Raw genomic sequence first — 13,932 nt, 5'->3', positions numbered from 1 at the left:
CGCAAATGCGCCAGCGAGCAGCCCCCTCAGGGACACCCGCCGGGGACACGCGCGCCCGTGGGGAGGTGCCGACGGTCGGGGCTCACCACAGGCCCTGCTGGCGCAGCAGCTCCGCCAGCGGGTGTGCGCCCAGCCCGTGCGCGTCGAAGAGCCGGCCCGCGATTTCGTGTGTGGGATTCTTCCACGCGATGCGCTCCGGCCCATCCTCTCGCGTGTTGCCACACAGCAGGAGCGACGCCCTCAGCGCCTCGGCGGACGGAAACAGCGTGTGCTCGAAGAGGAGCGGATTCTGGCTGGTGAGAAATACCTGCCGTGCCCCCAGCTCCCGCATGCTCGCTTCCACCCAGCGCGGATGCAGCCCATTGCCCAGCTCGTCCGCGATGGCGAAGTCCTCGTTCACGTCCAAGTAATAGAGCAGTGACAGCAGCCGCTTCTGCCCGAAGCCCAACGCCTCGTGCGTCAGCACCCGGCCATCGCGCCGCGTGAACTCGAAGCCAAAGCCCCCAAAGCCCACGCGCCCGCCGTTCTCGAACGACCGCTTCTCCAGCACCTCCACGCGGAAGCGGCCCGTCTCAAAGCCCCCCAGCCCCACGAACTTCGCCAGGAAGCTGCCTTCGCGCGCGTCGTGCGTCAGCTCCAGCACGTCCTTGACGGATGGCTGCTCCATCTGCTCACGCAGCCACCCCGGCATCCACGTGGGTAGCGCCATCAACCCCAGCGGGAACACTTCGCCGTCCCGCACCTCCATGGCATAGCGGATGGCGCCGATGCGTTCGAACATCCCCAGCGCTTCATCGAAGCGCTGCGGCGCCAGCAGGAACGTACGGCGCAGCAGCTCCTTGAGCCGCTCCTTCATCCCCGCGTCGATGTACTGCGCCGTCATGAACAGCAGGGTCCACACTGACCGGTCCAGCAGCGACCAGTGCATGCTCCGCGACCACACGGCCTCGCCGTCCACCTTGCAGTCCATGCCCGCCGCGTCCGCACGCATCACCAACCTGGCCGACGGCGAATGGAACTGCACGTCCACTTCGATGCGCGGATGCAGCGAGGAGTCCAGTGCGGGCGTGCGCAGCGGCATCAGCGCGGAGCCCTTTCTCGGCGGTGCTTCCGTGTCTGGCGCCGGCGCGTTCTCCTCGTTCCGGACGAAGACGTGCAGCTTCATGCCCGGAAACGCCAGGTCGTACTCCAGCGCGAACGGCTCGTGGATGAGGCCGGAGAAGTCCGAGCCGAGCACCGTGGAGATGAGCTCCAGTAGCGTCGTCCTGCCGGTGCCGTTCTCCCCCAGCACCAGATTGGACGACGGACTGAACACCAGCGAGGTGCCAGGGAGGACGTTCCGGTAGTGATGGACCTCGAGCCGCGTGAGCTTCATGGGTCTCCTCGGCGCGCAGCATGGCCAGTGTGGGCGCGCGGGGGAACCGCGCAATGTCACGGAATGTCCACCTCCTTTCGTGTGTAGAGGGCGCCCGAGCCCCTCCCTGGACGCTCGCCGCATGACGCGGTGCAGGCCAAGGTGGAACGTGAGGTGGAGCGAGACCTCGTCTATACACTCCGCCGGCTCTGCGACCCCTCCGGGTCGGAAAGGACGAAGTGAGGACGATGAAGAACCAGCTTCTCAGCGGTATGGCCTCCGCGCTCATGACCCTGTCGGCGATGCCCGCGCTGGCTCAACTCAAGCTGCCGGCCGCCAGCCCCGCGGCGAAGGTGACGCAGGAGGTGGGCGTCTCCGAGATTTCCGTCGAATATTCCAGCCCGGCGGTGAAGGGCCGGAAGGTCTGGGGCGACCTGGTCCCCAATGACAAGGCGTGGCGCAGCGGCGCCAACTCGGCGACGAAGATTACCTTCAGCCACCCCGTCACCTTCGGCGGCAAGGCCGTTCCGGCGGGCTCCTACGCCATCGTCAGCCTGCCCTCGCAGAAGGGTTGGAAGGTGATGCTGAACACGGACCTGGGCCTGTGGCGGGGCGGCGCGCCCTACGACACCTCCAAGGATGTGGCCTCGGTGAGCGCCACCACCACGGAGATTCCGTCGCGTGAGCGCCTGACGTACCTCTTCACCGACACCACGGACAACAGCACGCGGCTGGACCTGGAGTGGGAGAAGCTGCGCGTCTCCGTCCCCATCACGGTGGACACGGCGGCCATCGCGAAGGCCAACATCGCGGAGGCGCAGAAGGGCATTGCCGGCATGCACGTGAGCGCCGCCTCCTACGTGGCGGAGACCACCAAGGACTACGCCGCGGCGCTGAAGCACGCCGACGCGGCCGTGGCCGCCAACGGCACCTGGTACAACCACTGGGTTCGCGCGGGCGTCCTGTCGCAGATGGGCAAGTACAGCGAGGCCCGCAAGGCCGCGCAGACCGCGTGGGACCTGGGGCAGAAGGACAAGAACTTCTTCTACCGTGACCAGGTCTCCAAGGCGCTGGCGGAGTGGAAGAACAAGAAGTAGCCAGCCACTCCCGGGGCTCCTCAGCGACGGAGGGGCCCCGTCAGGAGCCGGCGGTAGAGCGCCTCGTAGCGGTCGATGGCGGGTTCCTTCTGGAAGCGTTCCAGGACCTGCGCCCGCGCGCGGTGTGAGAAGCCCTGCCAACGCTCCGCGTCCTCGACCAATGTGAGCACGTGCCGGGCCATGGCCGGGACGTCACCCAGCGGCGCCAGGAAGCCCGTCTCCCCGTGCGTGACGAGCTCCGGGATTCCGCCCAGGTCGCTGGCCACCACGGGAACGCCGCAGCTGAGCGCTTCCAGCGCGGCGAGCCCGAAGCTCTCCTGCTCGCTGGGGAGCAGGAAGACGTCGGAGGCGGCGACCAGCTCCTCGAAGCGGTCCTGCTTGCCGAGGAACGCGACGCGGCCCTCCAGGCCCATCTCCCGAAGCATCCGCTCCGCGGGCGAGCGCTCTGGACCGTCTCCCACCATCACCAGGCGGCAGGGACGGTGGCGGTGGACCTCGGTGAAGATGGCGACCACGTCGGTGATGCGCTTCACCGGCCGGAAGTTGGAGACGTGGATGAGCACCGGCTCGTGGTCACGCAGGGCGGGGAAGAGCGCGCGCAGGCAGGCGCGGTCTCGCACCGGGGCATAGCGGGCGGTGTCCACGAAGTTGGTGATGACGTCGATGGGGACGCTCTCGGGAATGTCGAAGCCCCGCCACGTCGCGCGGCGCAGGTAGGCCGACGGCACCGTCACCGCGTCGCTTCGCGTGATGGAGAAGCGCGTAATCGGCAGGTAGCTGGGGTCGATTCCCACCAGCGTGGTGTCCGTCCCGTGCAGCGTGGTGACGACTCGCGGCGCCTTGTGGCCCAGCACCTCGCGCGCCATCCACGCGGCGGTGGCGTGGGGCACCGCGTAGTGGACGTGCAGGATGTCCAGGCGCTCGTAGCTGGCGACCTCGATCATCTTGGAGGCCAGCGCGATGGGATAGGTGCCAGACTGCTGAAGCGCCGGGTAGTCGCTCTCCGTCACCTCGTGGAAGACGACCTTCCGATTCGCGCCATGGAGGCGGACCGGCAGGTCCCGAGCGATGAAGTGGACGCGGTGGCCCCGGTCCGCCATCGCGAGGCCAATCTCCGTGGCGACCATGCCGCTGCCACCGAAGGTTGGAAAGCAGGTGATGGCCACGTTGAGCGGGGCGTTCATGTGCGTGACGGGAAGAACAGGGGCTTGGCGAAGCTATTCCTGCGAAAATGGTCGAGCGGGTCGGCCAGCCCCAACGCCTCGCGGAGGATGTAGGGCTCGCCGTGGGTGACGCCAATCTGCGCGCCATGGAAGCGATCCCGGGCTTCCAGCGAGGACACTGACAGCGGTGAGCCCACCAGCGTGGGCGGGGCGTCCGGACGGGGCAGCACCTGGCTGGCATAGCAGTGCACCGCCGCCAGCTTGCGCTCGTAGACGGCGGAGACGTCGACGATGACGCTGGGCTCGGCCAGGTGCCGCATCGGGTAGTAGAGGACCTGCCGCGGCGTGAAGGGCTCCGCGGCGGGCTCCGCGTCGAACTTGCGCACGCCTGCGAAGAAGAGGGCGCGCGTCACCAGCGCACTGGCGGCCTCGTGGTCCGGGTGGCGCTCCTGCTCCCAGGGCACGACGACCAGCTCCGGGCGCAGGCGGCGCAGCGCTTCCACCACGCGGGCCACGGCGGCGGTGCGGGCGCGCTCGGGCTCGGGCGTGTCGAAGCCCGCCCACGGATTGAGCCAGCCGTCGGGCAGCTCCAGGTTCTCCCGGTGGGCCAGCCCCAGCGCGCGGGTGGCGGCTTCCGTCTCCTCCGCGCGGGACTGGAGCGTGCCGCGCGAACTCTTCTCGCCGCGCGTCAGGTCGACGATGCCGGTGCGGTAGCCACGGGCGGCCATGCTCGCCAGCAGCCCGCCGCAGAACAGCTCCACGTCATCCGGGTGTGGGCCAAAGGCGAGGACGTCGATGCCGTAGGCGGTGCCGGTCGCGCTCATGGCGTCAGGTCCTTCGAGTCACCGGAGAAGGGGACACACGCGTCCAGCACCGTCTTCGTGAAGGCGCGCGTCCCGATGCGGCAGGCGAAGTAGGGCAGCCCGAGGATCCGCTCCTGGGGCGCGTCCTCCGGGAAGAGGAAGGTGCGCAGGCGGTCCACCTGTTCGGCCGCGGTGGCATCACGCCGGGCGAGCGCGCGGCGGTAGCGGCCCGTCAGCCGGGACACCGCGACACGCACCGTGCCCTGGGTGCGGCGCAGCGCGTCCTGGAGGTTCGCGTCCACCGCGGACACCTGCCCGGCGACGCGCTCCAGCTCGGAGGAGAATGCGCCGAAGAGGCGGGCCTCCAGGGCCTCGGGTGTCTCCAGCGACTCCGGGGCATCACGCGTGGCCAGCCGCGTGAGCAGCGCGTCGCGCGGCACGTTCACCTCATCCGGCTGGAGCCCCACCTTGCCCAGCCACCGTCGCGTGCGGTCATCGAGCACGCGGAAGCGGGCCCGGGGAATGGCGAGCGGCATCGGACGGCCCGCGTGGGCGTAGAGCGGTGCCAGTTGCGCGAAGTAGGCCAGCTCGCCCGGGCCGCCGACATACGCGGCCGTGGGGAGCCACGTGTCCTGGAGGAGGGCGCAGCAGCGCGGACGTGGTGAAGCGCAGCGGCTCTCGCTCCAGGGCGGCATGCAGCGCGTCCTGGGGGATGGCGCTGCCTTCCGGGTGACCCACCAGGCTCCAGGCGCCCGCTTCCGCCGGGTCCAGCCGGTAGCGCGGGCCATCGAGCGCATCGGGTGAGAAGAAGCTGAGCGGCGAGCCCGGACGGACATGGACCTGCACCGTGTAGCCCGCGCGGGTGAGCGCCTCCGCTCGGGCCGCGAGCACCGAGGAGAGTGCCCCCGCTTCCTGGAGGGCGAAGCGGTGCACGGGAGCGGCGAGTGGCGCCAGTCGTGCGTCTCTCGGGTCGAGGAAGACGAGTCCCTCGTCGGCGAAGAGGGAGGACAGGACGTCGGTGAAGGCTCCCGCGAGCGTGGCTTCAGGGCGGTAGGCCCGCTCCAGCAGGGAGAGGAATTCCTCCGCATGGGGTTCTGCTTCCAGCTCGGCGCGGAGGGTGGCCAGGGCGGGGAGGACGCTCGGTCCAAGGTGGCGGTGGGCGATGGGCGCTCGAGACGTTGCTGCATCCGGAAGCTCGAGCGCCAGGCGACAGGGCCCTCCGCCCGGACGTGGGATGACACAGTGGTCAATCTCCGGGAGGTCGTGGTCCTCCGTCTGGAGCCAGAAGACGGGAACACAGGGCCGGCCGGTTTCTTCCTGAAGCGCGCGCGCCGTGACGATGGCGGACGCGGCTTTGTAGAGCGTGTACAGCGGCCCCAGGAAGAGGCCCATCTGCTGCCCCGTCACCACCGCGACGGTGCCAGGCTTCGCGAGCAGCGCGAGGTTGCGCTCCCGCGCGGGACTGGGCGCGAGGCGCGCGTTCTGCGCACCGAGGACGTCCAGCAGCGCGGGCGACACCGCGCGCGATGCGGCGGCGGCCACGGCCCGGGCGCGCGCTTCACGGTGTCGATAGTCGTCGGGAAGGAAGGAGAGCGCGGACGCATCTCCGCGAAGCCACGCGGTCGAGAACGGGGACGTCACGGCATGCCGTGATAACAGGTCGCGACGGGCGCGCCACCGGAAGTGCACGCTTGCACGTCATGTGCGGCCGTGACGGCGTGTGTCATCCCTGGGCGAACGCGAGCCGCGCGCAGGGGAGAGGCTTGTTATAGGGTCCGCCCGAATGCGGAACCTGCTCCTCGGAATGACGCTGGCCATGAGCCTTGGAATCGGGTCGAAGGCGGTGGCGCAGCCTCCTCGGCAGCTCCATGCGGGTGAAATCGCGGCGGGCCTGAAGCGGCTCGGTGTGACGGGCAGTGTCCTCTATGTCGCGGCCCACCCGGACGACGAGAACACGCGCTTGCTCGCCTGGCTGGTGGGAGAGCGCGGCCTGCGCGCGGGTTACTTGTCCGTGACGCGCGGCGATGGTGGGCAGAACCTCATCGGCACCGAGCAGGACGCCTTGTTGGGGCTCATCCGCACGCACGAGCTGCTCGCCGCGCGGCGCGTGGACGGCGCGGAGCAGTTCTTCACGCGGGCGCGGGACTTCGGTTACTCGAAGAGCGCGGAAGAGGCGCTGCGCATCTGGGGACATGAAGAGGTGCTGGCGGACGTGGTGCTCGCCATCCGCCGCTTCCAGCCAGACGTCATCATCACCCGCTTCACCACGGAGCCGCCGAACCACGGCCACCACACGGCCTCCGCGCTGCTCGCGGCGGAGGCCTTCATCGCCGCCGCCGACCCGAAGCGCTTCCCCGAGCAGCTCTCCGAGGTGAAGCCGTGGAAGGCGGACCGCCTGCTGCAGAACGCCTCCCAATGGTGGTTCAAGCCCGATGAGGACCTGTCCCGCTACGTGAAGCTGGAGGTGGGCGGCTACGACGCGTTGCTCGGGCGTTCGTGGGGCGAGGTGGCCGCGGAGAGCCGCAGCCAGCACAAGAGCCAGGGCTTCGGCCAGGCCGTGGACCGAGGCCCCAGCACGGAGTACTTCACCCCGCTGGCGGGGACGCTGCCGAAGCGCGACGTGTTCGAGGGGCTCGACTTCTCCTGGAGGCGTTGGAAGGGCTCCGAGGCCGTGTCCCGCGCGGTGGCCGCCGCGACGAAGGCGTTCGATGCGCGCGCCCCCACCGCTCCCTTCCCTCGCTCGTCCGTGTCCACGAGGCGCTGACCGCGCTGCCGGACACCCATCCGTGGAAGGCGCCCAAGCTGCGGGAGACGGAGGCGCTCATCGCCGCCTGCGCGGGTCTGTTCCTGGAGGTGCGTGCCGCCGCGCCCACGGGCATCCCGGGGCTGCCGGTGGCGTTGGACGTGGTGGCGCTGAACCGCTCGCCCGCCGCCGTCGAGTGGGTGGGGCTGACGCTGCCGGGCGAGAAGCCCGAGGCCGTGGGGAAGGCGCTGGGGGCGAACGTGCCCTTGAAGCTGTCGCGCACGGTGACGCTGCCGACGACGGCGCCCATCTCCACGCCCTACTGGCTCCGCGAGCCTGTCACGGGAGGGCTCTACACGCTCGAGGGCGAGGACCGCGCGCTCACCGGCCAGCCAGAGGGCGTTCCCGCGCTGTCGGTGGCGTTCGAATACAAGGTCGCGGGCCGGCGCTTCCGCGCGGTGCGTCCGGTGGTCTACGTCTGGACGGACCCGGTGCGCGGCGAGCTCTACCGTGACTTCGAGGTCGTCCCGCCCGTCACCGCCACGCTGGCGCAGGACGTGCTCATGTTCCCCAACGGGGCGTCCCGTGCCGTGCCGGTGGTGCTGGCCGCGGGGATGGACCAGGTGCCGGGCACGGTGCGGATGGTGGCGCCGCCCGGGTGGCGCGTGGAGCCCGCATCGGTGGAGTTCAAGCTCGCGGCGCGCGGAGACGAGCGCACCGTCACCTTCCAGGTGACGCCGCCCCAGGCTCGGCGCGGAAGGGTGACCTCTTCGTGGATGTCGACGTGGGGGACCGCGCCTGGTCCTGGCGTGCCCGCTCCGTGTCCTATCCCCACATCCCGCCGCTGACGGTGCGCCAGCCCTCCACGGCCACGGTGGTGCCGCTCTCGCTGGCCACGAAGGGCAAGCGCATCGGCTACATCCCGGGGCCGGGCGACCGCGTCGCGGAGAGCCTGAGCGCGGTGGGCTACGAGGTGACGCTGCTCCCCGAGGAGCGGCTGGCCCAGGAGAAGCTGGAGCGCTTCGACGCCATCCTCGTGGGCGTGCGCGCCTTCAACGCCAACACGCACCTGACCGTCCACCGGGAGCGGCTGCTCCAGTACGTGGAAGGCGGCGGCCGGCTGGTGGTGCAGTACAACACCAACAGCCGCGTGGGGCCGCTCACGTCCTTCGTCGGGCCCTATCCACTGGAGATTGGCCGCGACCGGGTGACGGATGAGACGGCGGTGATGACGCCGCTCCGCGCCGATGAGCCGCTGCTGCGCGCGCCCAATGCGCTGACGGCCGCGGACTTCGAGGGCTGGGTGCAGGAGCGCGGCCTCTACTTCGCGTCGTCGTGGGACGCTCGCTACCAGCCCGTGTTCGCCATGCACGATGCCGGCGAGGCGCCGCTCCAGGGCGCGCTGCTGGTCGCCCGCCATGGCAAGGGCACGTTCGTCTACACGGGCCTCGCTTTCTTCCGTCAGCTTCCCGCCGGCGTTCCCGGCGCCTACCGCCTGTTGGCCAACATCCTTTCTCAATGAGCACTGCCCCCCATCTGAATCCGAGTGAGCCTTCCGCCGAGGTCCCCGCGCCCCGGCCCGAGCTCGATGACGCGCCGCCGCTGCTGGGCTCGTGGCGGAACATCTACATCCTGGTGCTGGGCACCTTCGTCCTGTTCCTCGCCCTGGGTTGGGTGCTCACGGAGGTGTATTCGTGACGGGGCTCGACTGGTTGGTGCTCGGTGGCACCATCGCGTTCATCGTGGCGTGGGGCCTCTGGAAGTCCCGAGGGACGGCCACCAGCGACGAGTACCTGCGCGGTGGCCGTGAGCTGAAGTGGCCCACCATCGGCCTGGCGGTGATGGCCACGCAGGCCAGCGCCATCACGTTCCTCTCCGTCCCCGGGCAGGCCTACGAGGACGGGATGCGCTTCGTGCAGTTCTACTTCGGACTGCCGATCGCGATGATCATCATCAGCGCCGTCTTCGTGCCCATCTACTACCGGCTGAATGTCATCACGGCCTATGAGTACCTGGAGTCACGCTTCGACCTGAAGACGCGGCTCTTGGGCGCCTTTCTCTTCCTCATCCAGCGGGGACTCGCGGCCGGCATCACCATCTACGCGCCCGCCATCATCCTCTCCGCCATCCTCGGCTGGCCGCTGGAGCCCACCGTCATCGTCATGGGGGCGGTGGTCATCCTCTACACGGTGACGGGTGGGGCCAAGGCGGTGAGCCAGACGCAGAAGCAGCAGATGGTGGTGATGATGGGCGGCATGGTGGTGGCCGCCATCGTCATCATCTGGCGGCTGCCGGAGCACGTGTCGTTCGGCAAGGCGGTGGACGTCGCGGGTGCCTTCGGCCGGATGAACGTGGTCAGCTTCGACTTCGACATGCAGGACCGCTACAACTTCTGGTCCGGCATCACCGGAGGACTGTTCCTGTCCCTGTCGTACTTCGGCACGGACCAGTCGCAGGTGGGGCGCTATCTCTCCGGCCGCTCCATCTCCGAGAGCCGGCTGGGGCTGCTCTTCAACGGCGTGCTGAAAATCCCGATGCAGTTCCTCATCCTCTTCGTCGGGATTCTCGTCTTCGCCTTCTACCAGTTCAACACGCCGCCGCTGCTCTTCAACGAGGCGCTGCGCACCCGCGTGCAGGGCACGGCGCAGGCGGCCGAGTACGCCGCGCTGGAGTCGAAGTGGGAGCAGGTCCAGTCCGGCAAGCGCGCGGAAGTGGAGCGCTACCTGTCGGCCGTCGATTCAGGCGACGTGGCGGCCGGGGATGCGTCGCGGGCGCTGCTGCAGGGCCGCGCGCAGGAGGCGAGCGCCGTCCGCAAGGAGGCCAAGGACCTGGTGGCCCGCGCGCTGCCGGGCGCGGAGACGAAGGACTCCGACTACATCTTCATCTCCTTCGTGAAGCGCTGGCTGCCCAGCGGCCTGTTCGGCCTGCTCATCGCCGTCATCCTGTCCGCGGCCATGAGCTCCATCGCCAGCGAGCTGACGGCCCTGGGCACGACGACGACGGTGGACTTCTACCGGCGGGTCTTCCAGCGCAACGCTTCCGACCGGCACGTGCTGGTGGCGTCGAAGCTGTTCACCGTGTTCTGGGGCATCGTCGCGGTGGGCTTCGCGACCTTCGCGTCGCTCTTGGACAACCTCATCCAGGCGGTGAACATCCTGGGCTCCATCTTCTACGGCACGGTGCTGGGCATCTTCCTGGTGGCCTTCTTCGTGAAGCGCGTGCGCGGCCATGCCGTGTTCGCGGCGGCCGTCATCTCCCAGGCGGCGGTGATTGCCCTCTTCTTCCTCTCCGACGTGGGCTACCTCTGGTTCAACGTCATCGGCTGTGCGCTGGTGGTGGCGCTGAGCCTGGTGATGCAGGCCGTCCTGCCGAGCGGCGAGACGCCAGCCCCGGCGCCGGGGGCCTGAGTCCGCGGCGTCCAGGGCGGTGAAGGCCGGGAGGCGTCCGTGAAGGGGCGCCGGCCCGGCCTTGAAGTATGCTCGCCCGGGAGAGGGACGGACATGTCTGACGGGAAGAGGCGGCCCGGTCGCCCGGGGCGTTCCGAGGAGCCACGCATCGCCCCGGAAGAGGACGAGGACGCGACGCGGGACATTCCGCTCTTCACGCGCCCCGAGGAGACGCGCATGGGGCCCGTGGAGCCCCGCTTCGAGGAAACGCGCATGGGCCCCGTGGAGTCCTTCTCCCACGAGGAGGACCTGCTCCCCTTGGAGCCTCCCGCGCTGGAGACGCGGATGGGGCCCGTCCCGGACGCGAGGCCCGTCCGGGCGGGGCGCTCACGCAGCGCACCCAGAAGCGCGCGGACCGAGCCTCCAGCGCCGCCTGCCGAGGTCCACACGGAGGTCATGCCTCCGACACCTCCCAGGCCGCGCGGAGGCCCGGAGAAGCGCGCCAGCCCGCCCAAGGCCAGTGCGTCCCCCGCCAGCGTGGGCGTGGTGCGGCTGAGTCCGTTGGAGCCCCTGGGCGCGAAGGTGGTGGCCGCGGAAGAGGCTCCCGCGCTGCGGACGATGTTCGCGAACCACTCGGCGCTGCTGGCCGAGCAGCTCCGCGACGCGCTGTCGACGAAGATGTATGGCCGCGGTCCTCACCGGGTGCTGCGCATCGACGAGCCGGAAGGGCCCAGCACCGCGGGCGGGAAGCTGGCGCGGCAGGCCATCTCCCTGGTGCCTCGCAAGGGCGCGGGGACCTCGCTGACGTGTGGCTGGGTGGACGTGTCCAAGCGCGAGGCCCAGCTCCGCAACTTCGAAGCGGTGGCGAAGCGGTACGAGCTTCACCACGGCGAGCCGCTGGAGATGCAGGCCGAGGAGTACGAGCGCTTCCTCACCGACGTCGAGGCCGTGCTCACCCAGGCCGTCATCAAGGTCCGCGTCATCGTCCCCGAGGAAGCGGGCGCGGTGCGCGTCGCGAGCCCTTCCGCCTCCGCGAAGGGCGTCCCGCCCGTCTGGGCGGGACTGCTGGCCGTGCTGGCCTTCGTGCTGGGCCTGCTCGCGGGGCGGATGGGCTCAGGCGGCTGAGCTACGCGGGGGCGGGGCCTCACGCTCCCAGTGGCGGCGGGCGATGGACTCGGCGAAGAGCTGGCCGAGGCCCTTCGTCTCCACCTTCGCGCTGCGGACGATGCCTCGGGTGGCGTCCAGGCCCTTGCTCGGCGGTGCCTCCAGGTCGCGCACGCCCGCGGCGTCCAGCAGGGTGTTGGCGTCCGCGGAGAGCGCCAGCGCCTTGCAGTGCACGTAGGCCTCGCGCACGAAGTCCACCGCCAGCGGCGCGCGCCGCAGGGCCGCGACGCTCTTCTCTCCACCGGGCACGTAGACGGCGTCGTACATGACGGAGGACGCCGTGGAGAAGGTCCGCAGGGGCCGCTCCTCCCGGCCTTCCTGGCTCGTCACCGGGCTCAGCGTGGGGCCCACCAGCTCCAGCGTCGCGCCGCGCTCCTCCAGCACCTTGCGCACGCCGTCCAGCTCCTTGCCGGCGAACCCGTCCGATACCAGGGCCGCGATCTTCCGCGTCCGGATGGAGTCATGCGGCGAGTTCTCCATGCTCAGCGCCGGGGACGTCTCCACCGAGGGCGCCGCCTTCTTGCCCGCGGCCTTGGACGGCTTGGGGGCCTGGTCGCCTTCGGTGGCGTGACGCCCACGGCGCGCGCCACGCGCACGGCCAGCTCCGGGTCCACGTTCACCAGAATCTGGTTCACCACGCGCTCGCGAATCTCCACGCGCTCCACCTTGCCGACCTCGAACTCGAGCGCGGCCACGAGGTGCTCCTGCTCCGGCTTCGACAGGCTCTTGTAGAAGAGGGTTGCCTGGCTGAAGTGGTCGCTGAAGCTGCCGCTGCGCGCGCGAATCGTGTGGCCCTCCACGCGCTCCTGGGTGTGGCGGAAGGCGCTCGCGGGGTTCGCCAGCACCGGGCAGCCGCCGCCCAGGGAGTTGGGGTGGTAGTTGGCGCGCGACGTGGGAATGGTCTGTCGCCCGAAGCCGTCCTGCTGGTGGTTGGTGACGGGGCACACCGGCTTGTTGATGGACAGCTCCGCGAAGTTGGGCCCGCCCAGCCGCGTGAGCTGCGTGTCCAGGTACGAGAAGAGTCGCGCCTGCATCAGCGGGTCATTGGTGAAGTCGATGCCGGGGACGATGTTGGCCACGCAGAAGGCCACTTGCTCCGTCTCCGCGAAGAAGTTGTCCGGGTTGCGGTTGAGCGTCAGCTTGCCCACGCGCTGCACCGGCACCAGCTCCTCGGGGAGCAGCTTGGTGGCGTCCAGCAGGTCGAAGCCGTATTTGAGCTCGTCGCCTTCGGGGATGATTTGCAGCCCCAGCTCGTACTCGGGGAAGTCACCGCGCTCGATGGACTCCCAGAGGTCGCGGCGGTGGAAGTCCGGGTCCTTGCCGGACAGCTTCTGGGCCTCGTCCCACACGAGCGCGTGGTTGCCCAGCAGCGGCTTCCAGTGGAACTTGACCAGGTTCGCCTTGCCGGCCGCGTTGACCAGCCGGAAGGTGTGGACGCCGAAGCCCTCCATCATCCGGAAGCTGCGCGGAATGGCGCGGTCCGACATCAGCCACATGATCATGTGCGTCGTCTCGGGGACGAGCGAGACGAAGTCCCAGAGCGAGTCATGCGCCGAGGACGCCTGGGGGATTTCGTTGTGCGGCTCGGGTTTGACCGCGTGGACGAAGTCCGGGAACTTGATGCCGTCCTGGATGAAGAAGACGGGCATGTTGTTGCCCACCAGGTCGAAGTTGCCTTCCTCCGTATAGAACTTGGTGGCGAAGCCGCGCACGTCACGCACGGTGTCCGCCGAGCCACGTGAGCCGCCCACGGTGGAGAAGCGCACGAACACCGGTGTGCGCAGGGACGGGTCGGTGAGGAAGCGGGCCTGGGTGTACTTCTCCAGCGACTTGTAGACCTGGAAGTAACCGTGGGCGCCCGCGCCCCGCGCGTGGACGGCGCGCTCCGGGATGCGCTCGTGGTCGAAGCGCATCATCTTCTCCCGGAAGTGGAAGTCCTCCAGGAGCGTGGGGCCGCGGATGCCGGCCTTCAGCGAGTTGTCCGTGTCCGAGATGGGAATGCCCTGGTCCGTGGTGAGGACCTTCCCCACCGCATGCATCCGGTGGGGTTCGAGGCTTTCGCTCTTGAGCGTGGTGGGCCGGGTCTTCGCCGAGGGCTTGCGCAATTTCATGGGAGCCTGTCGCCAACGAGAGAGGTGAAGGCGCCGTCTACGCTGGCCGCGTCCACCCTGAGGCCATGAGGCTTGGGGGGACGTCGGCGAGTCGGCACTCGCGCGCGTGGC

The 13,932-nt window shown here is 69.7% G+C and carries 12 protein-coding genes and 1 pseudogene; 7 read left to right on the top strand and 6 right to left on the bottom strand.

All coding sequences use genetic code 11. From position 1 onward, the window contains the following. Nucleotides 1–82: 82 nt before the first annotated feature. Nucleotides 83–1,375 (bottom strand): AAA family ATPase, encoded by a 1,293-nt coding sequence (locus tag QEG98_RS34210; RefSeq protein ID WP_316564287.1) that lies wholly within the window; start codon nt 1,373–1,375, stop codon nt 83–85. 227 nt (nt 1,376–1,602) lie between these two features. Between QEG98_RS34210 and QEG98_RS34205 the strand changes: the two genes are divergently transcribed. After that, a complete protein-coding gene (locus tag QEG98_RS34205) occupies nt 1,603–2,451 on the top strand; it encodes a DUF2911 domain-containing protein (RefSeq protein WP_316564286.1) in 849 nt (282 codons plus the stop codon). 20 nt (nt 2,452–2,471) lie between these two features. Here QEG98_RS34205 and bshA read toward each other — a convergent pair whose 3' ends face one another. From bshA to bshC, 3 genes and pseudogenes are all read right to left on the bottom strand, one after another. Continuing rightward, nucleotides 2,472–3,635, bottom strand: coding sequence for an N-acetyl-alpha-D-glucosaminyl L-malate synthase BshA (bshA, locus tag QEG98_RS34200; protein WP_090493441.1), 1,164 nt, complete (start codon nt 3,633–3,635; stop codon nt 2,472–2,474). Beyond that, a complete protein-coding gene (gene bshB1, locus QEG98_RS34195; RefSeq protein WP_316564285.1) occupies nt 3,632–4,438 on the bottom strand; it encodes a bacillithiol biosynthesis deacetylase BshB1 in 807 nt (268 codons plus the stop codon). The genes bshA and bshB1 overlap by 4 nt, the downstream gene beginning before the upstream one ends. Next, nucleotides 4,435–6,106, bottom strand: a pseudogene (gene bshC, locus QEG98_RS34190) (bacillithiol biosynthesis cysteine-adding enzyme BshC). The gene bshB1 and the pseudogene bshC overlap by 4 nt, the downstream one beginning before the upstream one ends. Nucleotides 6,107–6,260: 154 nt before the next feature. Here bshC and QEG98_RS34185 point away from each other — a divergent pair. The 6 genes from QEG98_RS34185 to QEG98_RS34160 all read left to right on the top strand — a co-directional run bounded on the left by QEG98_RS34185 (nt 6,261) and on the right by QEG98_RS34160 (nt 11,671). Beyond that, nucleotides 6,261–7,181, top strand: a complete 921-nt coding sequence (locus QEG98_RS34185) for a PIG-L family deacetylase (protein WP_316564284.1) — start codon at nt 6,261–6,263, stop codon at nt 7,179–7,181. Continuing rightward, on the top strand, nt 7,070–8,008 hold the full coding sequence (locus QEG98_RS34180) for a hypothetical protein (RefSeq protein WP_316564283.1): 939 nt from the start codon (nt 7,070–7,072) through the stop codon (nt 8,006–8,008). Before QEG98_RS34185 ends, QEG98_RS34180 begins: the two co-directional genes overlap by 112 nt. Then, on the top strand, nt 7,981–8,682 hold the full coding sequence (locus tag QEG98_RS34175; RefSeq protein ID WP_316564282.1) for a hypothetical protein: 702 nt from the start codon (nt 7,981–7,983) through the stop codon (nt 8,680–8,682). The genes QEG98_RS34180 and QEG98_RS34175 overlap by 28 nt, the downstream gene beginning before the upstream one ends. Further along, entirely contained in the window at nt 8,679–8,858 is a 180-nt protein-coding gene (locus tag QEG98_RS34170) for a hypothetical protein (protein WP_011556135.1), read from the top strand. Before QEG98_RS34175 ends, QEG98_RS34170 begins: the two co-directional genes overlap by 4 nt. Next, nucleotides 8,855–10,567: a sodium:solute symporter gene (locus tag QEG98_RS34165; protein WP_316564281.1), complete on the top strand. Its 1,713-nt coding sequence runs from the start codon at nt 8,855–8,857 to the stop codon at nt 10,565–10,567. The genes QEG98_RS34170 and QEG98_RS34165 overlap by 4 nt, the downstream gene beginning before the upstream one ends. A 93-nt stretch (nt 10,568–10,660) precedes the next feature. Further along, nucleotides 10,661–11,671, top strand: coding sequence for a hypothetical protein (locus tag QEG98_RS34160; RefSeq protein ID WP_316564280.1), 1,011 nt, complete (start codon nt 10,661–10,663; stop codon nt 11,669–11,671). On the opposite strand, the gene QEG98_RS34155 is transcribed toward QEG98_RS34160, so the two are convergent. Further along, complete coding sequence (locus QEG98_RS34155) at nt 11,660–12,214, bottom strand: DJ-1/PfpI family protein (protein WP_316564279.1); 555 nt, start codon at nt 12,212–12,214, stop codon at nt 11,660–11,662. The genes QEG98_RS34160 and QEG98_RS34155 overlap by 12 nt on opposite strands. Next, complete coding sequence (locus QEG98_RS34150) at nt 12,193–13,821, bottom strand: catalase (protein WP_316564278.1); 1,629 nt, start codon at nt 13,819–13,821, stop codon at nt 12,193–12,195. The genes QEG98_RS34155 and QEG98_RS34150 overlap by 22 nt, the downstream gene beginning before the upstream one ends. Nucleotides 13,822–13,932 lie beyond the last annotated feature (111 nt).

Source organism: Myxococcus sp. MxC21-1 (genome assembly GCF_032612255.1).
GTDB classification, from domain to species: domain Bacteria; phylum Myxococcota; class Myxococcia; order Myxococcales; family Myxococcaceae; genus Myxococcus; species Myxococcus virescens.
This window is presented reverse-complemented; position numbering and strand designations above follow the sequence as displayed.

What these genes read in the sequence shown, in the direction of transcription:
- QEG98_RS34210 (WP_316564287.1), bottom strand. Translation starts at nt 1,375, where the DNA reads ATGAAGCTCACGCGGCTCGAGGTCCATCACTACCGGAACGTCCTCCCT.
- QEG98_RS34205 (WP_316564286.1), top strand. Translation starts at nt 1,603, where the DNA reads ATGAAGAACCAGCTTCTCAGCGGTATGGCCTCCGCGCTCATGACCCTG.
- bshA (WP_090493441.1), bottom strand. Translation starts at nt 3,635, where the DNA reads ATGAACGCCCCGCTCAACGTGGCCATCACCTGCTTTCCAACCTTCGGT.
- bshB1 (WP_316564285.1), bottom strand. Translation starts at nt 4,438, where the DNA reads ATGAGCGCGACCGGCACCGCCTACGGCATCGACGTCCTCGCCTTTGGC.
- QEG98_RS34170 (WP_011556135.1), top strand. Translation starts at nt 8,679, where the DNA reads ATGAGCACTGCCCCCCATCTGAATCCGAGTGAGCCTTCCGCCGAGGTC.
- QEG98_RS34160 (WP_316564280.1), top strand. Translation starts at nt 10,661, where the DNA reads ATGTCTGACGGGAAGAGGCGGCCCGGTCGCCCGGGGCGTTCCGAGGAG.
- QEG98_RS34150 (WP_316564278.1), bottom strand. Translation starts at nt 13,821, where the DNA reads ATGAAATTGCGCAAGCCCTCGGCGAAGACCCGGCCCACCACGCTCAAG.